Below are 20,604 nucleotides of genomic sequence, written 5' to 3'. Positions count from 1 at the left end.
TATTTATAGTTCCAATAATGATTTTATTTTACTCACAAAGTTAGTTTGTTGGTGCGCTTGCACCGTTTCTAAATAAGCGTTATTATCAGCATGCATCAATAAACCTAATGCGCATGTATAAATAGGGTTAGAAACAATCATATCTTTACCTGTGATTTTATTCACATTAACTTTAGCCAGCTTGGTTCTTATTCTAAAAGTATTAACAAACAACCCTTCACAACCCTCTATTAAGGACACACCACCTGTTAACACAAATCCTGATTTAAGCGATCTATCTAACTTTTTAGTTTTTAGATTTTGCTTAACCATACGGCAAATATCTAAATAAGAATTTTCTATAACTTCAACCAAATTGTGTAATGATAAATAGCGATTTTCAATAGAATCCAGCTGTTTAAACTGAATTAATTTATCCACTGGTGTTATCTTTAATTGGGCATAACCATATTCAATTTTGAGTCTTTCCGCTTCTTTAAATGAGGCGCTAAAGGCATTGGCAATATTTTGGGTAATTTGATTACCACCCATTTTAAAAACATGACTATAAGTAATACCGCCACCCATAAACACAGAAATATTACTCACACCCGCCCCCATATCAAGCAAGCAAACACCATTGTCTTTCTCATCCTGAGTAATGCAAGCCCTGCTACTGGCTATAGAATCCAAAACAACTTCACTAAGCCCTAGTCCACTTTTTTCAACCGCTTGATGGATGCTACTCATGGCTTGGTTTGAAACAATGCTCACATGTACTTGAGCACCTAAAAGAGTTGCCTCAAGTCCAATTGGTTGGTCAACTGCTGTTGTATCTTGGTCAATGGTAAAGCTATTAATACTCGCACTTAGCGTTTGCTTATTAGCAGGCGTAGGTGTGGCTGATGCCGAATTAATTGCCGCAATAACATGCTCTTTGGTGATTTTTTTACCGCTAACCGGTATTTGCCTATCTTGATTAATCGTACTTAGATGCAAATCGCAAATATTGGTGGATACATTATGGATTCTAGTATTACAACTAAGATAAGCAGTTTCTACCACCTTTGATATTGCTTTTGCCACTTTATCAATATCAACAATCAGCGCATTTTTCACCCCGTCTGACAAACCAATGCCATGACCAAATACCTCTATTTTGCCATCTTCCTCATCAGCAATTAACACCGCAATTTTGCTTGTGCCTATATCAATACTTGCAAAGAAATTATCACTAGCCATTGTTTTTATCCATATATTCTAACCATTCATACAGGTGCTCAAACCCAACTGTTTTACCACTTAACAAACGTTTAAATTTTTTAGCATTTTTTTGCCCATGATACAAACCCAAAATATTCCGTGTCATGGATCTAATTGGTACAGAATTAGCATGTTGAACTTTCATATATTCAATGAATGCTAATAATACTTGTTCACGACTCAATATTGATGATTTTTGCTGGTAAATCAAACCATCCACCTCACTTAACAAATAAGGCTGATGATACACTGCCCTGCCCAACATAACGCTATCCACATATTCTAAATGCTGCAATGAACTTTCCATGTCCATAATGCCACCATTTATACCAATGACAAGATGGGGGAAGTCTCGCTTAATCTGATACACCCAGCCGTAATTAAGCTTTGGCACGCTACGATTTTCCTTAGGACTCAAACCTTTTAGCCAAGCCTTTCTGGCATGAATCACAAAATTATCACAACCCGAACTTTCAACTGTTGCAACAAAATTAACCAATTCACCGTAGCTATCCATATCATCCACACCAATACGTGACTTAACCGTAATTGGCACATCTACCACTTGCCTCATTGCATCAACACATTGCGCCACCACCTGCGGCGTTTGCATCAAACACGCCCCAAAACTGCCTGATTGCACTCTATCAGAAGGACAGCCCACATTAATATTAACCTCATCATAACCCCAATCTTGCGCTATTTTTGCTGCTTGTAGCATCTCTTTTGGCTCACTACCACCCAATTGCAACACCAACGGATGTTCACACGCATTAAAACCCAACAGACGGTTTTTATCCCCATAAAGTATCGCTTTAGCTGTTACCATTTCAGTCCAAAGTTGAACATTGTTTGACATCAGCCGATAAAAATATCGGCAATGCCTATCCGTCCAATCCATCATTGGCGCTACTGAGAGTTTATGCATCAAAAGATGGGAGTTTGATGGCAATTTTTTTAAACGCTTTAAATGCCTTTATTTCCTCTGCTTGTTGCCATAAATCTCTATCTAAAAGCTCTTCACCTATTCTATTAGGATAGATAATTAAACATTTTGCAATTTTTTCATCTAAGTTTAACACCTTCACGAATGGCTTTATTTCTGCCATATCTAGCAAGCCGTGCAATATCATCGTTAACATGTGTATTTTTGTATTTTGTCTTGTATTTACTATCAATAATTATGTCGTCAATTAAAAAATCAGTATGTTTAACTTGATATTCAACATCGTTATTTTTCAAAAGTAGTGTATTTTGATTTTCACTACTAATGATTGTTACTAATTCACCAAACCACTTAACCCATGCAAATATATTTTGTTTTTTGTTTGCTTATTTTCGTGAATTTTATTTATATCATTTCTGATATTATTAAGAATAAATAAATTATTATTTGCTTTCGATAAATCAAAAACTGCATCTTTATTATTACTTTCTTCTATACTTTTAAAAATCTCATTACTCATTGATGCCTTTGACAGTCTACTAAAATAACTATCATGTGTAATGTCTCTCAAAAATTCATCATCTATTCTCCTTACCTCTTCTGCCTGAAATAATCTTGCTCCATTATGAACTTGATTAAATAAATTTCTTATTTTGTCTCAATATTTCCCATGCCCTCTTTCTCTAGTATTATTTTCCCCTTTGTCATTAAAGTTTTCTGGGTTATCCATCCATTTATCAAATGTTTTATCATTCATTTTAGAGTTGAATAACTCTTCTATAAAATCATTTTTATTAAATTTTTTCATAATTTTATTATCTCTTTTAATTTAGCATCCATATTTTTGCTTCCTTGCTTCAGTAATCCGGCAGATTCTAAAATTTCAATCAGGTATTTATAATTTTGTCTAATGTTTTTTGTATTTTTTGGCAAGCTTCTTAAATGATTTTGAAAATTTATCGGTTATTTCAATATCAAATTTCATCTAATAAACCTCTAGCAGGTCTTGATGGAGTTTTACCATCTATCATCAATTTAACTTCTTGCATTGCTGTAATACCCCAATTTTCCATACAACTCTAAAGTAGAGGCTAGTCATCTTATCACGCCACCTAGGGCAAAGTGCGGTCGTTCGTTATTATAAACCCATAACCACTGTGTGGTTGCATCTTGTGCTTGCTCAACAGAATCAAACAAATGCAGATCTAAACACTCTTGTCTTACTGTACGGTTAAATCTCTCAATGTAGGCATTTTGAGTTGGCTTACCTGGTTGGATGTACATTAACTCAATACCTAAGGCTTGTACCCAGTCTCTTAATGCTTGGCTAATGTATTCAAACTGCAATGCTCTAACCTACTTGGACACATTTCAAGCCGCTTTTTTCAATTCAGCCATCTTTTGAGCAGGTGTTAAATACCCAATCGCTGAATGAATCCTTTTGTAATTATACAAGTAGATATAACCCTCTACATTTTGCACGACTTCACTATGATTTGCAAAACTTTGATAATTTAATCTCTCAGTCTTCAGACTTCTAAAGAAACGCTCCATGACCGCATTATCCCAACAATTACCTCGCCTGCTCATGCTTTGAGTAATGTTGTTCTTGTTGCAATAATCAATAAAAACTTTAGAAGAGTATTGAGTCCCTTGATCAGAGTGGAACATGTGTTTATTTGTATTGGGCTGGTGTCTAGACACAGCATTACTAAGCGCATCCTTTGCCAACTGAGCATTAGGCTGTTTTGACAATGCCCAACCAACAACTTGTCTTGAGCCTAAATCCAACACACTGGCTAAATAACTCCCACCTTGATAGGTTTTGATATAGGTAATATCACCAACCCAATGCGTATTAATTGATTGCTGCTCAAACACACGATTTAATAGGTTTTTTGCCTTTTTAAACATCAATCTAGTATTAGGGTAATAATGACGCTTTCTTGGGCGTATGGCAACTACATTGGCTTTTTTCATTAGCGTTGCGGTTTGGTAAATACCAATGTTATAACCTTGGTTATTCAAAACTACCCGCATTCTGCGTTTGCCATAGGTGTATCCAACTTCAATAGCAGTTTGTTTGATTAATTTAATCATAGCATTGGTGTTGTTGTTTACTCGCTTATCTTTGACTTGATAGTAATAACTACTGCGAGGAAGTTTGAGTAATGCTCATAATTCTTTAGTATTGTATTGTTGGCAAGCCTTGTTTATCTTGATAATCATATCACTTGGTGATTGTCCACAGCGAACAAGGCTGTTGCCTTTTTTAAGATTTCATTGTCCCTTTGTGCGCGCCAAAGTTGTTTCTCAAGCAGTTGTATTGTTTGTTGTTCAGAAGTCAGCGCTTTGCCTGACTCTGGTGTTTGTCCACCAAGCTCTGCTAGGTATTGTTTTCTCCATCTGCTAACTGCTGAGGAGCAAGCTCCTGATATTATCATGATTTTTTTTATTGGTGTAATTCTCATGCACCATGAGTTTGGCATAATCTAGTGTTCCCCCCCTCAAGGGGGTATTGAACAGAATGTTCAACGGTAAAAGTCACTCGTTGTTTTCTTGATTTATATTGTGTCATTACTGACCTCCTTATGGTTTGTATTATAAGGCTATCTTTGTGTCCAATAAAATTAGACTATTGCAATCACGGGTACCTATGCCTTTGGCATATAGGCTTAATATCTGACTATCAAAAGCACCCAATCGGCGTTTGACCTTTTTCAATAATTAAAGGTTCAAAGCTACCTCTGCGGTCTCTTGGGATAGCAAGTTCAACTTCACCATGATTGCCTTTGACGGTTTTAGGGTAATAGCCATTACGAGCATTGCTGTCTGTATTAAGCTCGCTGCTATTTTGCCCATATTTTGGATAACCAAGATGATGTTCCATCTCAGCACCTAATGCTGCTTCAATGGTCATTTTAACCAGTGAAGCAGATAGATCTGCTAAATCATCTTGGGTGTGGATGTCTTTGGCAAGTTCATCAGCAAAAGCACGGAGCTTTTTCTGGTTGATGCCTGTGTTGTTAAGTTGCTTTTTTTTTGTTTCTTGGTATTGTGTTACTCATGTTTTTTCTCCTTTTCGGGGATTATAAAATATGAGGGTTTACACAATCTGGTTTACAGGGTCTTTGAAGGGTTAAAACAAACCTCTCTCCTCAAGACTTTGAGCGCACGATATTTAACTGCCAGGTTGATGAGCTAATGTCAGGGGTTTGCTATGCATTAAACACCAATTAAAATTAGGTTAAAATCATCATTATGAATGAATATATCTTAATCTTAGTGAGTACAATTTTAGTCAATAATTTTGTCTTAGTTAAGTTCTTAGGGTTGTGCCCGTTTATGGGCGTTTCAAAAAAAATTGACACCGCAATTGGTATGGGGTTTGCCACGACTTTTGTACTGACTTTGGCGAGTATTTCTAGTTATTTGATTAACACCTATATTTTAGTTCCATTTGAAATGGAATATCTAAGAACCATTGCTTTTATTGTGACCATTGCTGGTGTGGTTGGCTTTACCGAGTTGGTGGTTAATAAAACTTCCCCTGTTCTACATCAGTCTTTAGGTGTATTTTTGCCCTTGATTACGACTAACTGCGCTGTGCTAGGTGTGGCATTGTTAAATGTTAATCAGGACAATGGGTTTTTAGCATCGGGCGTTTATGGCTTTGGTGCTGCTATTGGATTTTCATTTGTGTTGGTGTTGTTTTCAGCTATGCGTGAGCGGATTGACGTGGCAGATGTGCCAGAAGCTTTTAAAGGTGCGCCTGTTGCGCTGATTACAGCAGGATTGATGTCGATGGCGTTTATGGGCTTTATTGGACTTGCCTGAGTTGTTTGATTCAGTTTTAATTTTCTCTGCTTTGACACTAGTATTGGGTTTAGTGCTAGGATATGCTGGGATTAAATTTAAGTTAAAGGGCAATCCTTTGGTTGACCAGATAGATGCCATTTTGCCGCAAACTCAATGTGGTCAATGCGATTATCCTGGGTGTCGCCCTTATGCACTAGCAATTGCTAGTGGTGAGGCGCAAATTAATCAATGCCCACCAGGCGGGCAAGAAGGTGCTGATGCTTTGGCAGAGCTTTTAGGAGTTGAGACTTTGGCATTAAATGCCGGACACGGGGAACTTAAGCCTAATCATGTGGTATTTGTGGATGAGGCTATTTGTATTGGCTGTACTTTGTGCATTCAGGCCTGTCCTGTAGATGCATTTGTGGGTGCTTCTAAGGTGATGACCCAAGTGATTATTGATGAATGCACAGGGTGTGATTTGTGCATTCCTGTGTGCCCTGTTGATTGTATTCATGTGCAAGAAATTGAGCCTGCATTAACCACATTTGTACCCGATATATCCAAGGTTAAACATGGCTGATTATTCATTTAATGGTGGTATTGTGATTAGAAATCCTTATCCAGTGGATAAGGTGGAGATTATCCAAGCACCATTACCAAAAAAAGTAATCATACCTTTGCAGCAGCGTATTGGTGAGCAGGCTAAGCCCTGCGTGAGTGTTGGCGATTATGTGCTTACTGGGCAGGTAATTGCTAGTACTGAAGACAGTTTTGGTGTGTTTATTCATGCCTCAGTTTCTGGTGTGGTTTTAAGTATTGATAAGCAAGTGATACCGCATAAATCAGGGCTTAAATCTCAGTGTATTACGATTGAATCTGATGGCCAAGACAAATGGATAGATAATTCAGGCTGCAGTATTGATTTTTTGCATTGCTCGGCACAGACTATTATTGATTATATTCAAAAATCAGGTATTGTGGGTTTGGGTGGTGCAGGGTTTCCAACGCACGCCAAACTTGGCAAAATTAAACAATGCTATACCTTAATTATTAATGGTACTGAGTGCGAACCAGGGGTTATGTGTGATGATGCCTTGATGCAGCTTCATCCAAGAGAAATTATTCGTGGTGTAGAAATTTTGCTACATATTTGTGGTGCAAAGCGTGCGATTGTTGCCATTGAGGATGATAAACAAGCGGCTTATCAAGCATTATTAATGTTTAATCATAATGACAAAATTAGCATTAATCAAATCCCAACTAAATACACCTCTGGTGCTGAAAAACTACTCATTAAGGCTTTGCTTGGTATTGAAATTTCATCAGGAGGTTTTGCTATGGACAGGGGTATTGCTTGCCAAAATGTAGCCACTACTAAGGCAATATTTGATGCAGTGGTTAATCATAAGCCATTAGTATCACGTATTGTTACGGTTACAGGCAGTGGTGTTAAGCCTAATAATTTTGAGGTGCGCTTGGGTACATCGTTTGAAAGCCTTATTTCAATGGCTAGTCCTAGTCAAAAAGTGCATGATTATCGTATGGGTGGTATGATGATGGGTGTTGATGTGGCTGATATCCAAACCCCTATTTGTAAGATTACCAATGCTATTTTTGTGAACAATCATATACAAAAGCCTGCTATTCAAGAGTGTATTCGTTGTGGCCAATGCTCAGAAGTTTGCCCTGTAGGACTACTTCCTCAGCAGCTTTATTGGCATGCTAAAAGTGAGAATATTGAGAAAGCTTTAAATTATAATTTACTTGATTGTATTGAGTGCGCTTGTTGTGATTATGTATGTCCGAGTCATATACCACTGGCAAACTATTTTTCTTTTGCTAAGGCGCTTAACAAGCAACAAACTCGTGAGCAGGTTAGAATTAACATTGCTAGAGAAAGATTTGAGTTTAGAGAATATCGTCTAGAGCGCAATAAGCTTGAGCGCGCTCGAATGATGGCAGATAAGAAAAAAGCCTTAAAAGAAAAAATGGCAAAAGAACAGTCTCAAAAACAAAAAATTGCTGAGGCAATACAGCGAGTACAACAAGCAAAGGATAAGAAATGATGATATCAATATTTAGCTCAACTTCATGGATGATGCGCCAAGTAATTTATGCCTTAGTATTAGGTGTGATGGCGGCTTATTATTTCTTTGGCTGGGGTATTTTGTTGCAAATAACACTGGGTGTGGTCACAGCTATGGTAGTTGAATCAGCATTTCTAGCACTTAGAGGTCGTGATGTTATCAGCTCAATTAGTGATGGCTCAGCAGTGCTCACAGCAATCCTGCTCGCCATTTCTATTCCTAGTATTGCACCGTGGTGGGTGATTGTAGTGGGGGTGAGTTTTGCGATTATTTTTGGCAAGCAGTTGTACGGTGGTTTGGGTAATAATCCATTTAATCCTGCCATGCTAGGCTACGTATTTTTACTGATTTCTTATCCGCTACAAATGAGCACTTGGCAGGTTGATTTTTTAAGCCTTAGTCAAACTTTAGACGTGGTGTTTGATTTAAGTAATATTGATGTCATTAGTGGCGCAACAAAACTGGATGAGGTAAAAAACGGCTTGTCACTCGCAGGCTCAATTCAACAATTAGATCTACATTCAACCTCTCAAGCGTGGATTAATGCAGGGTTTTTATTGGGTGGTTTGTATTTACTACTCAGAAAGGTTATTTTTTGGCAAATTCCGGTGGCTTTTTTAGCAGGTATTGTGATTAGTTCAATATTATTGTTTGTTAGCAACACTGATTTATACTTGCCTACTCAAAATCATCTTATGCTCGGTGGTACGATGTTAGGTGCATTTTTTATTGCAACCGACCCAGTGTCTGCCAGCACCACACCCAAAGGCAGAATAATTTATGGCTTTTTGATAGGTGTATTAATTGTTATCATCCGCACTTTTGGTGGCTATCCTGATGGTATTGCCTTTGCAGTATTATTAATGAACATGACCGCACCACTTATTGATAGCTTTACGCAACCCAAGGTATTTGGGAGATAATGTTACGTGCTATTTTAAAATCAGGGGTTTTATTGTTTGTATTCACAGTGGTGAGTGTATTTTTTGTCTCACTGACACAAACCAACACCAAAGACGTTATTGCTTACAATGAAAAGCAATTATTAATCCAACGTTTGGGTGAGCTGGTTAGTGATTATAGTAATGATATATTGGCAGATAAATACACCAAAACGCTTAAATTACACAACGTAACACAAGTTGTTAATATCTATCCAGCAAAAAAAAATCATAAAATATTTGCCTATTTGATTGAACACACCTACCCCAATGGTTATAACGGTGATATTCGCCTATTAACAGGCGTGGGTGTTGACAAAAAACTTCTAGGTGTTCGCATTATAACACATAAAGAAACCCCGGGCTTGGGTGATAAAGTTGAGCTTAAAAAATCAAATTGGATTAAGCAATTTCTTGGGCTTTCACTCTCAAATCCAGGTAAGACAGATTGGAAAGTGAAACGAGACGGCGGTACATTTGACGCGTTTACTGGTGCAACCATTACCCCACGCGCTATTGTTACTGCTACTTATCAAGTTTTAGAGCTACTAAACGAGCCTTGCTTACTTAGCAAAAACCATGCAATTAAAAGATTTTGATTTTGATTTACCCGCCTCACTTATCGCCCAAAATCCACCAAAAAATAGAACAGATTCACGACTTTTAGTCAAGCAATCAAGCATTATAGATGCACAATTTAATCAAATAGGCGATTTTCTTCAATCAGGTGATTTACTGATAATGAATAATACCAAAGTTATTCCAGCGCGCTGGTTTGGTGCAAAAGCAACAGGCGGTAAAGTTGAAATTATGATTGAACGCCTTTTAGATGAAAATCAAGCACTAGCAATGATTAGGGTCAGCAGGGCACCTAAAGTCGGCAGCTACATTATTTTAGAAAATGGCGTTCACGTCACAGTTCAGCAAAAGAACAACAGCTTTTATACGCTAATATTTAAAACCAATTCTTTACTTGATTTGCTTGGTAATATTGGCCATACCCTATTACCCCCTTATATTGAAAGAGCAGATAATGCTCAAGACTTAAGCCGCTACCAAACTGTGTACGCATCCCAAGATGCGCCAACCGCAGGGCTACATTTTGATGATAAATTGTTAACAGAGTTAAAAAACAAGGCATTAATCACTCATTTGTTACACTGCATGTTGGTGCAGGTACGTTTGTCCCTGTCAAAACTGACAACATTAAAGACCATGTTATGCACAGCGAGACGTTTGAGATTAGCCAAGCAACCATTAACAAAATTAACCAAACCAAGGCAAATGGTGGGCGTATCTTTTTTTCAAACCAGGCTGAAATCACAGTGGGGTTTGTAAATCAGCTTCTGCTGTGCAAACTAAGATAAATTCTGGACTGATGGTATTTGCCAACTCATCAATATTAGTTTGTCGGGTGATGAGGTAAACAGGGTAATTATTCTTTAAAAAACCACGAGAGAAAACACTCACCAACTCACCAATACCTAAGATAACAATGGGGTTTTTCATGCCAATACTTCAAGTAAGGTTTTGCCCATGGTTGCGGGTGTGGGCGCAATTGCTACGCCGACTTTTTTTAAGGCGTTGATTTTATCGATTGCTTTGCCAGTGCCAGCACTAATCACTGCACCTGCATGCCCCATACGTTTGCCTTTTGGCGCACTCAGCCCTGCAATATAAGACACCACAGGTTTGGACACATGAGATTGGATGTATTCCGCTGCTTCCTCTTCAGCTGAGCCACCAATTTCACCCACCATAATGATGGACTGGGTTTGTGGGTCGGCCTCAAATAGGGCTAGGCAATCAATAAAACTCATGCCTTGAATGGGGTCGCCGCCAATGCCAATGCAAGTGCTCTGCCCTAAGCCTGCTTGGGTGGTTTGGTGTACGGCTTCATAGGTTAGTGTGCCTGAGCGAGATATGACACCAACACTACCAGTTTGGTGAATGTTGCCAGGCATAATGCCTAATTTGCACTCATCAGGTGTAATGACACCTGGACAGTTAGGGCCAATCAACATTGAATCTGATGTTTTTAAAATGGCTTTAATTTTAAGCATATCTTGCACGGGAATGCCTTCAGTAATGCAAGCAATCACGGGTATTTGTGCTTCAATAGCTTCAAGTATTGAGGCATAAGCAAATTGGGGTGGCACGTAAATCATGCTGGCATTAGCACCCGTTTCATTCATCGCCTGCGCTACTGTGTTAAAAACAGGCAAATCTAGGTGCTTTTGCCCGCCTTTGTTTGGCGTTACGCCACCGACAAATTGTGTGCCATAGGCAATGGATTGCTGCGAGTGGAATGTGCCTTGTTTACCTGTAAAGCCTTGAGTGATTACTCGTGTATTTTTGTCAATTAGAACACTCATTTAGTCAACTCCACAATTTTTATAGCGGCTTTGGTTAAATCAGATTCTACATGGATATTAAATTCGGACTTACCAAGTAAGTTTAACCCTTCTGGGGCGTTAGTGCCTTCCAAGCGCACTACAATTGGTAGGGTTAAGCCAACTGTTTTGATGGCTTGTAATATACCTTGTGCGATTAAATCACAGCGTACAATACCGCCAAAAATATTCACCAAAATGCCTTTAACATTCACCTCAGTTTGAATCAGTTCAAAGGCTTTAGCAACCCTGTCAGCAGTGGTTCCACCACCCACATCTAAAAAATTAGCAGGTGAGCCACCAAAATGCTCAATTAAATCCATTGTTGCCATTGCCAATCCTGCACCATTCACCATGCAACCAATACTGCCATCAAGCGAGATATAGTTAAGTTGATATTCACTGGCAAGTCTTTCTTTTTCGTCCTCTTGTGAAATATCGCGTAATTTGGCAATATCTTCATGGCGATACAGCGCATTATCATCAAAATCAATCTTGCCATCAAGTGCCAATAATTGGTTTTCTTGAGTAACAATAAGTGGATTAATTTCAATCAAATTAACATCTTTTTGAGTAAAAATTTCATACAAGCCCAAAAGAGTGCTGTTAAATTGTTTAGTGAGTTCAACATTAAGTCCTAGTTTTTCTGCTATTAAGGTGCAATCTTGCACAGATAAACTGCCCAGTGGATCAATACCAAATTTAATGATTTTATCAGGCGTTTCACTGGCAACTTTTTCAATATCTATGCCACCCTCAGTAGAGGTCAAAACAGTTATTTTTTGCGTTTGCCTGTCAATTAACAAACCAAGATACAATTCACACTCAATATTTTGCCCCGCTTCAATTAATAATTGACCTACTGGCAACCCTTTAACATCTGTTTGTGGCGTGACAAGTTGCGAGCCTAATAGTTGACTACACGCATGCTCAACCTCTTCAACGCTACGACACAAAACAACACCACCACCCTTGCCACGCCCCCCAGCATGAACTTGAGCTTTAACAACCCAAACATCACCCCCCAAGGCCTTGCAAGCACCGCTAGCTTTGGCAGTTCTATCAATAAGAATGCCTTTGGGAATTTGAATGTGTCTATGGCTAAATAATGTTTTAGCTTGGTATTCGTGTATGTGCATGAAAAATGAGTAAAATAAAACGTCTAATAATTTTACACGCAAACTTTTTAAAAAATGGCAAATTACGCTACCAACCGATTCAAAAACGGCTTAAAACTTATGCTAGATGGTAATCCTTGCTCGATTGTGAATAACGAAATTGTTAAACCTGGTAAGGGTCAAGCGTTTAATCGAGTTAAATTTAAAGACTTAATTACTGGCAAAACACTGATTAAAACTTTTAAGTCTGGTGAGTCTTTAGAGGGTGCTGATGTAATGGAATTGGATTTACAATATCTTTATAATGATGGCAGTGCATGGAATTTTATGGACCTAGACTCATTTGAGCAATATGCCATTGATGGTACTGCTATGAGTGATGCTAAAGGTTATTTGGTTGAACAGGACATGTGTACGGTGACGCTTTGGAATGATAATCCTATTTCAGTGACCCCGCCTAATCATGTTATTCTTGAAGTGCTCGATACTGATCCAGGCTTAAAAGGTGATACTGCGGGCACAGGTGGTAAGCCAGCGACAATGAACACAGGGGTTGTGGTGCAAGTGCCTCTTTTTGTTGGTATTGGTGATAAAGTGAAAGTAGATACGCGTACTAATGAATATACAGGGCGTGTGTAGTGGTCAATTTTTTCTTGTATGGTTCGCTAGAAAATGAAATTTTTATTTAATGATTAAAGCATGCAAGGTAAATCAGGGCTGATTAAAAGACGGCGAGTTATTCAAAAAATTAGACAGTTCTTTGAACAACAAGCAGTCTTAGAAGTTCACACACCAACACTGATAAACGCACCAACGAGTGATGTTTATATTGACAGTATTTCATTGAGTATGAACGCTGATATCGGCATGCAAAGCATTCAGTATCTACACACCTCCCCAGAGTTAGAAATGAAAAAGCTGTTGGCGCAAGGTAGTGGGGATATTTATCAAATTTGCCAAGTGTTCCGTGATAACGAATACGGTGAGCGTAATTCTAATGAATTTACTTTGCTTGAATATTATCGCTTAGGTTTTGATATTCATCAGTTAATGGCTGATATGGTTAATTTGTTGCAAGCATTAGGCCTTCAAGATAAAGTGCATCAATTATCCTATGCTCAAGTTTTTAGTCAATACGCAGATATTGATGTTTTAAATACTGATTTTGATGCGCTTAAAGTAATCGCTTCGAAATTAGGTTTGGGCACTGATTTTGCATGGATTGAAGAGTTGCAAATGTTGCTATTTGTGCATTTAGTTGAGCCGAAGTTAAAAAATCTACCCCTGTGCTTTATTTATGATTATCCCGAATCACAATCTGCACTTGCCAAAGTTAAAAACCAAGTGGCACATCGTTTTGAATTGTATTTAAATGGCATTGAAGTGGCAAATGGCTATGACGAGTTGCAAACTAAGGGTGAATACCAGCAAGTTTTTACATGTGAAATCACCAAACGCAAGCAGCTTGGCAAGCCTATACTACAGATTGATGACTCATTTTTATCTAAGCTTAACAAGCCTTTGCCTCAATGTGCGGGTGTGGCGATAGGCATTAATCGATTATTAACACAAATTAGCTGAACTCAGATTAAAATAGGGATGATTTTAATTAGCCAAAAACAAAAAACCCATGATTAAATTTATCTACCTTGTTCTTTTATTCTCTTTGCCAATACAGGCATTGCAAATTCTACAACCTATTGATGATAATCAAGCTGTCCAACAGCAATTAGACGCACCTCAATTAGACGCACCATTGTCTGCTAAACAGTTACTAACTAAATTAAAAAAATCAGCCAAGCGTGGCGATGCTAGATCGCAATTTAGTTTAGCCAATATGTATCATAATGGTATTACTGTAATAGTAGACGATAAATTGGCTTTTTATTGGTACTTGCAGGTGGCTGAACAAGGTTATGCAAGCGCGCAATTTAACGCGGCTAATAGTTATTATTATGGCTTAGGGGTCGGTAAAGATTTAGAACAAGCATTATATTGGTATGAAAAATCAGCCACACAAGATTTTGTGAATGCGCAGTATAATTTAGCGATGATGTATCGTCTTGGTAAGGGTACATCCGTTGATAATGTTAAGGCCTTGTATTGGTATGAAAAAGCAGCATTATTGGGATATGGGGCAGCACAACTTAGTCTTGCTAAGTTATATGAAGTAGGTATTGGTGTTGATAGAGATTTAACGTTAGCACAGCGGTGGTATGAAGCAGCGGCCAATCAATTTGACCCTGAAGCACAATTTTACTTGGCTGATTTTTATGAGCGTGAAGGGGGTTCTAGTAAGGCATTAGATTATTATAAAAAATCTGCAGATCAGGGTTTTGTTGATGCACAAGCTAGATTGTCAGCCTTGTATCGAATTGGTTATTTGGTCAAACAAGATGATGTTAAGGCTCTATATTGGGCATTAATGGCGGCTAATCAAAATGATGCGCAATCACAATTTTTAGTGGGTGTAATTTATCGAAAAAGTGCCAAAGTTGAGCATAATTTATCCAGTGCCGTTGCTTGGTATGAAAAAGCAGCGAAAAATGGTCACGCACAAGCGCAATACAACTTAGCAACTTTATATCTAAATGGCGATGGCGTTGAAAAAGATACCCATCAAGCTCTTGATCTATATACAAAATCTGCCCAGCAAGGGTTCACAAGTGCACAATACTCGTTAGCACTTAGATATTTACTTGGTGAAGGTGTTGAAAAAAATTATCAAGTGGCAGTAAAGTGGCTATTAAAAGCCGCTCAAGCGGGGCATAAGCTGGCGCAGTATTCATTAGCACTACGTTATCAATTGACTCAAGGTGTTAAAAAAGACAGTAAACAAGCTGCTTATTGGTATCAAAAAGCGGCTGAACAGGGTCATCAAGTGTCGCAGTATCAATTGTATTTGATTTATAACAAGGGTAGCGCTGTGGCTAAGGATGAGATGTTAGCCAAAACTTATTTACTTAAAGCGGCAAAGGCAGGATATGCTAAAGCTCAATATCAATTAGGAAAAATTTTTCTTAATCAGGACATGGTTAAAGAGGCGACTTATTATTTAGAATTAGCGGCTAATCAAAATAATGCATCAGCGGTTAAATTGTTGAAAAAGTTACCATCTAAATTGCAACAAGCAGTGCAGAATGAGCAAGAAAAAAGCACCATTCAAAGCGTTATCAAGCCAGTGATCACTATCGAGCCAATTATGGCAAAAACATCCCAACATCCTATTTTTAATTTTAACGAGCAACTATTTGGCAACATAAACCGTCTTATTCCCAATCAAAATGAGATTGCTAAGTCGCTTAGTTACAATACCAATTCAAGTACTAATTTGGAAGCATTACTTGTTAGTGTTGAACAAGGTAATCCTATTGCTCAATATAATTTAAGTGTGCTTTATGGCAAAGGCAAGGTTGTGCGTAAAGATAATAGAGCGGCATTTATACTCATGCGCCAGTCTGCCAACCAAAGCATTACTCAATCACAAAACGCCTTGGCCATCATGTATATGAAGGGTGTTGGTGTACAGACAGATTACAATAAGGCTTATTATTGGGCAAGCATAACAACGCGAAAGGGTAGCCAACAAGGCAAACGTATTTTGTTATATTTAATCGCTAATTTATAAATTTTTTATGACAACCAATGTTTCAAATTTTTGGGAAGATACAGCATTAGAAGATATGACACACTCACAGTGGGAGTCCTTATGCGATAATTGTGGGCGTTGTTGTTTGCACAAACTGGAAGATGAAGACACGGGCGATATTTATTTTACTGATGTGGTTTGTCGTTATATAGACGAGCAAAGTTACCAATGCCCACATTATGAGATGCGTCAACAACTGGTGCCAGATTGTTTAACCATTAGCCCAGATTGGGGTCATAAATTTAATCGGCTACCAAGTACATATGTCTATCGACTTTTGCATGAGAAAAAGCCATTGTTTGATTAGTATCTACTCATTAGTGGCGATGTAGAAACTGTACATTTAGCAGGTATTTCTGTACGTGGGCGCACTTTTTTAGATAATGAGTTAGATGAAGATGAGATTGATTTACATATAATTAACCGGGTGAAATGATGAAAAAATATATATTATTACTATTAGGGTTTTTGGCTAATGCTACTTTGGCAAGCTGGCCGCATGAGCATATATAAAATGCTGTTTTTGCCAGATCAATTAAGGATAGAGTACCCATGAGGTAATTACAGAGACCGATGATACTTTAGGTAAAATTTACTTTTTTACTAATATTCGCAATTTAACAGGCGATAAAATCACACATCGCTGGAGTTATAAGGACAAGGTTAAAGCTGAGATTGGTTTTAACATTAAAGGAAAACGTTGGCGTGTGTGGTCAATAAAAATATTTGGCACACATGGACAGGAGAGTGGAAAGTTGAAGTGCTCAATCAACAAAATGAAATTTTATTAACCAAAACATTCATATATAAAAAGAAAGACGAGTAAAGTCGTATTTGCTTTAAAAGAAAACATGGACAAAACAAACATAAATAAAGTGGTACTCGCCTATTCGGGCGGACTAGATACAAGCATTATTGTTAAATGGCTACAAGATACTTATCAGTGTGAAGTGGTTACCTTCACAGCTGATATTGGTCAAGGTGAGGGGGTAGAACCTGCACGCGCTAAGGCAAAATCTGCAGGTGTCAAAGAGGTTTACATTGAAGATTTGCGTGAAGAATTTGCACGTGATTTTGTATTCCCAATGTTTCGTGCTAATGCTATTTATGAAGGTGAATATTTATTAGGTACCTCCATTGCTCGTCCGCTTATCTCTAAGCGCTTAGTAGAAATCGCTCATCAGGTAGGTGCAGATGCAATCAGCCACGGTGCAACAGGCAAGGGCAATGATCAAGTTCGCTTTGAGTTGAATGCTTATGCACTGGATGCACATATTCAAGTGATTGTGCCGTGGCGTGAATGGGATTTGTCCTCGCGTGAAAGTTTAATGGATTATGCACAAAAACACGGTATTGAGATTGATTACAAAAAGCAATCAAAAAAACCCCCCTACTCAATGGATGCAAATTTACTTCATATTTCTTATGAAGGCGATATTTTAGAAGACCCTTGGGCAGAGCCTGAAGAGGATATGTGGCGTTGGACAGTTTCACCTGAAAATGCGCCTGACAAGGCAGAATATGTTGAAATTACTTTCAAAAAAGGCGATATTGTAGCCATCAATGGCGAAATAATGAGCCCCGCTTCAGTGATGGAAGATTTAAACAAACGTGCAGGTGCACATGGTATTGGTCGTGATGATATTGTGGAAAATCGTTTTGTGGGTATGAAATCTCGTGGTTGTTATGAAACACCTGCAGGTACTGTCATACTAAAGGCGCATCGCGCCATGGAATCACTCACCCTTGATCGTGCAGCAGCACATCTTAAGGATGAACTAATGCCCAAATACGCCGAAATGGTTTATAACGGTTTTTGGTTTGCGCCAGAGCGTGAAATGCTACAAGCTGCCATTGACAACACTCAAGAAACAGTCAATGGCATTGTTCGCCTTAAATTCTACAAGGGCAATGTCACTGTTGTAGGTCGACAATCTAAGGACAGTTTATTCAGCGAAAAAATTGCCACTTTTGAGGACGATGAAGGCGCATACAATCAAAAAGATGCTGCTGGATTTATCAAGCTCAATGCATTGCGCTTGCGTCTTAAGGCGCTAAAGTAGTACATGCTTTTTTGGGTTAAGCAGGATTGGACTGTGTAATACTTGATTTAGAATAAAAAAATCAAATGAGGTGTTTGTTGGAGGCTGGGACCGGAGTCGAACCGGTCTGTAAGGCTTTGCAGGCCCCTGCATAACCGCTTTGCTACCCAGCCATGTTAACACTTGCAAAGGCGATAATAAAAAGACCTGTACTCATCCTTTTTTTGGAAAAAAGCCTTTAAATTTGGAGCGGGAAACGAGACTCGAACTCGCGACATTCACGTTGGCAACGTGATGCTCTACCAGCTGAGCTATTCCCGCATAGGTGATGAATTATAGTGTTTTTTAGATAATAGTCAAGTTAGATTTAGCATTAATTATTAAAAGTTTTGCGTCCTTCTTTTAGATAGATAAACCCAGACCATAAGGTTAAAAAAGTTGCCACTAATAATAAAACAACACCAATTTCAAAACTTTGCAGTCCAAAAAAAGGTTGCTGGTACAACAAAAATAAAATGGCAAATATTTGTACAAAAGTTTTCACTTTGCCCATCCAGGAAACACTGACATTTGATCTTTGTCCAATAGTTCCCATCCATTCTCTAAGTGCCGAGACTAGAATTTCACGTGAAATAATAATAAGCGCACAAACGCTAATATACCAATGTGTGTCAGTTGGGTAGAAGTCCACTAAAAGGATGAGCGCAGTGGAGACCATGAGTTTATCCGCAACAGGGTCTAAAAAAGCGCCAAGTTGTGAGGTCATATTAAGCTTTCTTGCTAGGTAGCCATCAAAATAATCCGTTGCACTAATGAGTGCGTAAGTGCTTGTAAGCAAGAAATTAATCCAAGTAAACACAGGTGTTGTAGAGTAGGCGGGCTGAAAATAATACAAACTTACAAACACTGGAATTAGAAAAATTCTTGACAGGGTTAGAATGTTTGGAATTGTGGTCATAGGTTGGTTGTTATGACAAGTGTTGAAAAATATATATGGTGCGCTCGGCGGGAGTCGAACCTGCAACCGCTCGGTTCGTAGCCGAGTACTCTATCCAAATTGAGCCACGAGCGCATCAAGAGCGTTATTATCGCTATATTTGCATTAAAGGTCAAGGTCAATTGAGTTTATTTTTTTAGTAAATCAACCAACTCATCCAACTTTGCCATTCTAGAGCCTTTTATTAGTACAGTAGCGTTGGCATGGTTGGCTAACAGGTGGTTGGCCAATTGCTGTTTGCTGTCAAAGTGAATACCACAGTAGTGCTTCGCTGTCTTGCCATAGCTATAAAGAGTATCGACAGATTTTTTGGCTAGCTGTCCGATTTTAAGGTGGAGTGCTTCCGAATCACTGCCTAATTCTCCCATAGCACCGAGTACGACAATTTTTTCTCCAGAAAAATTTTGTAGCACTTTAAGGGCGGCAGTTGTAGAATGTGGATTGGCATTGTAAGTATCATCAATGATTCTAAATTTTTTGGTGTTGATAATTTCTAATCTGCCATGTTCTGCCTTCGTCGCTTCCAAACCTTGCTTGATTAGATTAATATCAATCCCTAGTGCATAAGCACAGGCGCTAGCTGCCAAGGCATTTTCAATGTTATGCGCACCAATCAGGTTAAGTGTGACTGATATTTTTTGCTGATGAATATTTAAATCAAATTTGTTATTAACAAGTTTGCTAGCAAAAATATCACCACCTTTACCAAAACTAACATCACCCATAAAAGTGCTTTGAGTATTAACAATGTTTTGCGAGTTATTTGAGTAAATCTCACTTTTGGCTTTGACTAAATTATCAAACCCGCCAAACTCACCAATATGTGCATCAAGCGTATTGGTCACAAGGGCAATATCAGGATTAACTAAGGAACAAAGATGTGCAATTTCTCCCAAATGGTTAGCCCCCATTTCAATCACTGCATATTGGTGTTGCTCTTCCAGTGTTAATAAGGTCATTGGCACGCCCAGATGGTTATTTAAATTACCTTGAGTTTTTAGCGTTGGCGCTTGCAAATTTAAGATATTTGCTAGCATGTTTTTGGTGGTGGTTTTACCGTTACTACCTGTAATAGCAACCACAATAGGTTTGATGTTTCTAAGATGCCAACTGGCAATTGTACTCAGTGCAATTTGTGTGTCATCCACCACCAATGTTGGCAGTTGACTGTCTACAGATTTGCTAGCAATAATTGCCACTGCGCCCATCTGTTGTGCTTGGTCAATATAGTCATGCGCATCAAAGTTATCACCAACTAAGGCTAAAAACAGTGCACCATCCATGCGTTTACGAGTGTCGGTACAAACACCTTTAAATTCAACATCGGTAGCACAATCTGTTTTTAATACTTGGGCAATGGTGTTTGTGGTAGTTTGTAGCATGAGGGT

Annotated in this window: 22 protein-coding genes, 3 tRNA genes and 4 pseudogenes; 12 read left to right on the top strand and 17 right to left on the bottom strand. The window is 38.4% G+C overall.

The genetic code is table 11. From position 1 onward, the window contains the following. Window positions 1-3: 3 nt before the first annotated feature. The 9 genes and pseudogenes from ftsA to CVFO_RS09405 all read right to left on the bottom strand — a co-directional run. Window positions 4-1,221: a cell division protein FtsA gene (gene ftsA, locus CVFO_RS02415; protein WP_201340026.1), complete on the bottom strand. Its 1,218-nt coding sequence runs from the start codon at window positions 1,219-1,221 to the stop codon at window positions 4-6. Further along, window positions 1,214-2,170: a tRNA dihydrouridine(20/20a) synthase DusA gene (gene dusA, locus CVFO_RS02410; protein WP_201340025.1), complete on the bottom strand. Its 957-nt coding sequence runs from the start codon at window positions 2,168-2,170 to the stop codon at window positions 1,214-1,216. The genes ftsA and dusA overlap by 8 nt, the downstream gene beginning before the upstream one ends. Next, window positions 2,163-2,324, bottom strand: a complete 162-nt coding sequence (locus CVFO_RS02405; RefSeq protein ID WP_201340024.1) for a hypothetical protein — start codon at window positions 2,322-2,324, stop codon at window positions 2,163-2,165. The genes dusA and CVFO_RS02405 overlap by 8 nt, the downstream gene beginning before the upstream one ends. Then, window positions 2,308-2,484, bottom strand: a complete 177-nt coding sequence (locus CVFO_RS02400) for a hypothetical protein (protein ID WP_201340023.1) — start codon at window positions 2,482-2,484, stop codon at window positions 2,308-2,310. Before CVFO_RS02400 ends, CVFO_RS02405 begins: the two co-directional genes overlap by 17 nt. A 38-nt stretch (window positions 2,485-2,522) precedes the next feature. After that, window positions 2,523-2,708, bottom strand: a complete 186-nt coding sequence (locus CVFO_RS02395; protein ID WP_201340022.1) for a hypothetical protein — start codon at window positions 2,706-2,708, stop codon at window positions 2,523-2,525. Window positions 2,709-2,846: 138 nt separating this feature from the next. Then, window positions 2,847-2,996: a hypothetical protein gene (locus tag CVFO_RS02390; RefSeq protein WP_201340021.1), complete on the bottom strand. Its 150-nt coding sequence runs from the start codon at window positions 2,994-2,996 to the stop codon at window positions 2,847-2,849. A 287-nt stretch (window positions 2,997-3,283) separates the two neighbouring features. Continuing rightward, window positions 3,284-3,526: pseudogene (locus CVFO_RS02385) on the bottom strand (integrase core domain-containing protein); the annotation flags it as partial. A 33-nt stretch (window positions 3,527-3,559) separates the two neighbouring features. After that, window positions 3,560-4,666, bottom strand: a pseudogene (locus CVFO_RS02380) (IS3 family transposase). A 165-nt stretch (window positions 4,667-4,831) separates the two neighbouring features. Next, window positions 4,832-5,204 (bottom strand): annotated as a pseudogene (locus CVFO_RS09405) (transposase); the annotation flags it as partial. Between the two features lie 245 nt (window positions 5,205-5,449). Here CVFO_RS09405 and rsxA point away from each other — a divergent pair. From rsxA to CVFO_RS09400, 6 genes and pseudogenes are all read left to right on the top strand, one after another. Beyond that, complete coding sequence (rsxA, locus tag CVFO_RS02370; protein WP_201340020.1) at window positions 5,450-6,025, top strand: electron transport complex subunit RsxA; 576 nt, start codon at window positions 5,450-5,452, stop codon at window positions 6,023-6,025. Window position 6,026: 1 nt separating this feature from the next. Then, entirely contained in the window at window positions 6,027-6,569 is a 543-nt protein-coding gene (gene rsxB / locus CVFO_RS02365) for an electron transport complex subunit RsxB (RefSeq protein ID WP_201340019.1), read from the top strand. Next, window positions 6,562-8,055, top strand: coding sequence for an electron transport complex subunit RsxC (rsxC, locus tag CVFO_RS02360; RefSeq protein ID WP_201340018.1), 1,494 nt, complete (start codon window positions 6,562-6,564; stop codon window positions 8,053-8,055). Before rsxB ends, rsxC begins: the two co-directional genes overlap by 8 nt. Next, complete coding sequence (locus tag CVFO_RS02355) at window positions 8,055-8,999, top strand: RnfABCDGE type electron transport complex subunit D (RefSeq protein WP_201340384.1); 945 nt, start codon at window positions 8,055-8,057, stop codon at window positions 8,997-8,999. The genes rsxC and CVFO_RS02355 overlap by 1 nt, the downstream gene beginning before the upstream one ends. After that, window positions 8,999-9,616, top strand: a complete 618-nt coding sequence (gene rsxG / locus CVFO_RS02350) for an electron transport complex subunit RsxG (RefSeq protein ID WP_201340017.1) — start codon at window positions 8,999-9,001, stop codon at window positions 9,614-9,616. The genes CVFO_RS02355 and rsxG overlap by 1 nt, the downstream gene beginning before the upstream one ends. Beyond that, window positions 9,597-10,384: pseudogene (locus CVFO_RS09400) on the top strand (S-adenosylmethionine:tRNA ribosyltransferase-isomerase). Before rsxG ends, CVFO_RS09400 begins: the two are co-directional and overlap by 20 nt. Here CVFO_RS09400 and CVFO_RS02340 read toward each other — a convergent pair. Genes CVFO_RS02340 through sucC form a run of 3 tightly spaced genes read right to left on the bottom strand, consistent with a single transcriptional unit; the run spans window position 10,338 to window position 12,549 of the window. Beyond that, entirely contained in the window at window positions 10,338-10,526 is a 189-nt protein-coding gene (locus CVFO_RS02340) for a hypothetical protein (protein WP_201340460.1), read from the bottom strand. The pseudogene CVFO_RS09400 and the gene CVFO_RS02340 sit on opposite strands and share 47 nt — an antisense overlap. Further along, on the bottom strand, window positions 10,523-11,392 hold the full coding sequence (sucD, locus tag CVFO_RS02335; protein ID WP_201340016.1) for a succinate--CoA ligase subunit alpha: 870 nt from the start codon (window positions 11,390-11,392) through the stop codon (window positions 10,523-10,525). The genes CVFO_RS02340 and sucD overlap by 4 nt, the downstream gene beginning before the upstream one ends. Continuing rightward, entirely contained in the window at window positions 11,389-12,549 is a 1,161-nt protein-coding gene (sucC, locus tag CVFO_RS02330) for an ADP-forming succinate--CoA ligase subunit beta (RefSeq protein ID WP_201340015.1), read from the bottom strand. The genes sucD and sucC overlap by 4 nt, the downstream gene beginning before the upstream one ends. A 54-nt stretch (window positions 12,550-12,603) precedes the next feature. Here sucC and efp point away from each other — a divergent pair, with 54 nt between their 5' ends. The 6 genes from efp to CVFO_RS02300 all read left to right on the top strand — a co-directional run bounded on the left by efp (window position 12,604) and on the right by CVFO_RS02300 (window position 18,240). After that, on the top strand, window positions 12,604-13,167 hold the full coding sequence (efp, locus tag CVFO_RS02325; RefSeq protein ID WP_201340014.1) for an elongation factor P: 564 nt from the start codon (window positions 12,604-12,606) through the stop codon (window positions 13,165-13,167). Between the two features lie 60 nt (window positions 13,168-13,227). Beyond that, window positions 13,228-14,109 carry an EF-P lysine aminoacylase EpmA gene (gene epmA / locus CVFO_RS02320; RefSeq protein WP_201340013.1) on the top strand — a complete coding sequence of 294 codons (882 nt, stop codon included), beginning with the start codon at window positions 13,228-13,230 and terminating at the stop codon, window positions 14,107-14,109. Between the two features lie 49 nt (window positions 14,110-14,158). Then, on the top strand, window positions 14,159-16,156 hold the full coding sequence (locus CVFO_RS02315; RefSeq protein ID WP_201340012.1) for a tetratricopeptide repeat protein: 1,998 nt from the start codon (window positions 14,159-14,161) through the stop codon (window positions 16,154-16,156). A 7-nt stretch (window positions 16,157-16,163) separates the two neighbouring features. Beyond that, a complete protein-coding gene (locus CVFO_RS02310) occupies window positions 16,164-16,484 on the top strand; it encodes a YkgJ family cysteine cluster protein (protein WP_342591026.1) in 321 nt (106 codons plus the stop codon). Between the two features lie 253 nt (window positions 16,485-16,737). After that, window positions 16,738-16,968 carry a DUF2914 domain-containing protein gene (locus CVFO_RS09395; protein WP_425352122.1) on the top strand — a complete coding sequence of 77 codons (231 nt, stop codon included), beginning with the start codon at window positions 16,738-16,740 and terminating at the stop codon, window positions 16,966-16,968. Between the two features lie 60 nt (window positions 16,969-17,028). Further along, window positions 17,029-18,240 (top strand): argininosuccinate synthase, encoded by a 1,212-nt coding sequence (locus CVFO_RS02300; protein WP_201340011.1) that lies wholly within the window; start codon window positions 17,029-17,031, stop codon window positions 18,238-18,240. Between the two features lie 78 nt (window positions 18,241-18,318). On the opposite strand, the gene CVFO_RS02295 is transcribed toward CVFO_RS02300, so the two are convergent. The 5 genes from CVFO_RS02295 to CVFO_RS02275 all read right to left on the bottom strand — a co-directional run bounded on the left by CVFO_RS02295 (window position 18,319) and on the right by CVFO_RS02275 (window position 20,598). Further along, window positions 18,319-18,392 (bottom strand) — tRNA-Cys (locus CVFO_RS02295). Between the two features lie 72 nt (window positions 18,393-18,464). Beyond that, window positions 18,465-18,540: transfer RNA gene (locus tag CVFO_RS02290), tRNA-Gly, on the bottom strand. Window positions 18,541-18,592: 52 nt separating this feature from the next. Further along, on the bottom strand, window positions 18,593-19,177 hold the full coding sequence (gene pgsA, locus CVFO_RS02285; RefSeq protein WP_201340010.1) for a CDP-diacylglycerol--glycerol-3-phosphate 3-phosphatidyltransferase: 585 nt from the start codon (window positions 19,175-19,177) through the stop codon (window positions 18,593-18,595). Window positions 19,178-19,213: 36 nt separating this feature from the next. Further along, window positions 19,214-19,291: transfer RNA gene (locus CVFO_RS02280), tRNA-Arg, on the bottom strand. Between the two features lie 53 nt (window positions 19,292-19,344). Beyond that, on the bottom strand, window positions 19,345-20,598 hold the full coding sequence (locus tag CVFO_RS02275) for a UDP-N-acetylmuramoyl-tripeptide--D-alanyl-D-alanine ligase (protein ID WP_201340009.1): 1,254 nt from the start codon (window positions 20,596-20,598) through the stop codon (window positions 19,345-19,347). Window positions 20,599-20,604: the final 6 nt, after the last annotated feature.

It is taken from the genome of Isorropodon fossajaponicum endosymbiont JTNG4, from assembly GCF_016592615.1.
Taxonomy (GTDB): Bacteria; Pseudomonadota; Gammaproteobacteria; order PS1; family Pseudothioglobaceae; genus Ruthia.
Note: the sequence above shows the minus strand (reverse complement) of the source record. Positions and strands in the feature narration are given on the sequence as shown.

What these genes read in the sequence shown, in the direction of transcription:
- ftsA (WP_201340026.1), bottom strand. Translation starts at nt 1,221, where the DNA reads ATGGCTAGTGATAATTTCTTTGCAAGTATTGATATAGGCACAAGCAAA.
- dusA (WP_201340025.1), bottom strand. Translation starts at nt 2,170, where the DNA reads ATGCATAAACTCTCAGTAGCGCCAATGATGGATTGGACGGATAGGCAT.
- CVFO_RS02395 (WP_201340022.1), bottom strand. Translation starts at nt 2,708, where the DNA reads ATGAGTAATGAGATTTTTAAAAGTATAGAAGAAAGTAATAATAAAGAT.
- CVFO_RS02390 (WP_201340021.1), bottom strand. Translation starts at nt 2,996, where the DNA reads ATGAAAAAATTTAATAAAAATGATTTTATAGAAGAGTTATTCAACTCT.
- rsxA (WP_201340020.1), top strand. Translation starts at nt 5,450, where the DNA reads ATGAATGAATATATCTTAATCTTAGTGAGTACAATTTTAGTCAATAAT.
- rsxC (WP_201340018.1), top strand. Translation starts at nt 6,562, where the DNA reads ATGGCTGATTATTCATTTAATGGTGGTATTGTGATTAGAAATCCTTAT.
- CVFO_RS02355 (WP_201340384.1), top strand. Translation starts at nt 8,055, where the DNA reads ATGATATCAATATTTAGCTCAACTTCATGGATGATGCGCCAAGTAATT.
- rsxG (WP_201340017.1), top strand. Translation starts at nt 8,999, where the DNA reads ATGTTACGTGCTATTTTAAAATCAGGGGTTTTATTGTTTGTATTCACA.
- CVFO_RS02340 (WP_201340460.1), bottom strand. Translation starts at nt 10,526, where the DNA reads ATGAAAAACCCCATTGTTATCTTAGGTATTGGTGAGTTGGTGAGTGTT.
- sucD (WP_201340016.1), bottom strand. Translation starts at nt 11,392, where the DNA reads ATGAGTGTTCTAATTGACAAAAATACACGAGTAATCACTCAAGGCTTT.
- sucC (WP_201340015.1), bottom strand. Translation starts at nt 12,549, where the DNA reads ATGCACATACACGAATACCAAGCTAAAACATTATTTAGCCATAGACAC.
- efp (WP_201340014.1), top strand. Translation starts at nt 12,604, where the DNA reads ATGGCAAATTACGCTACCAACCGATTCAAAAACGGCTTAAAACTTATG.
- epmA (WP_201340013.1), top strand. Translation starts at nt 13,228, where the DNA reads ATGCAAGGTAAATCAGGGCTGATTAAAAGACGGCGAGTTATTCAAAAA.
- CVFO_RS02315 (WP_201340012.1), top strand. Translation starts at nt 14,159, where the DNA reads ATGATTAAATTTATCTACCTTGTTCTTTTATTCTCTTTGCCAATACAG.
- CVFO_RS02310 (WP_342591026.1), top strand. Translation starts at nt 16,164, where the DNA reads ATGACAACCAATGTTTCAAATTTTTGGGAAGATACAGCATTAGAAGAT.
- CVFO_RS02300 (WP_201340011.1), top strand. Translation starts at nt 17,029, where the DNA reads ATGGACAAAACAAACATAAATAAAGTGGTACTCGCCTATTCGGGCGGA.
- pgsA (WP_201340010.1), bottom strand. Translation starts at nt 19,177, where the DNA reads ATGACCACAATTCCAAACATTCTAACCCTGTCAAGAATTTTTCTAATT.
- CVFO_RS02275 (WP_201340009.1), bottom strand. Translation starts at nt 20,598, where the DNA reads ATGCTACAAACTACCACAAACACCATTGCCCAAGTATTAAAAACAGAT.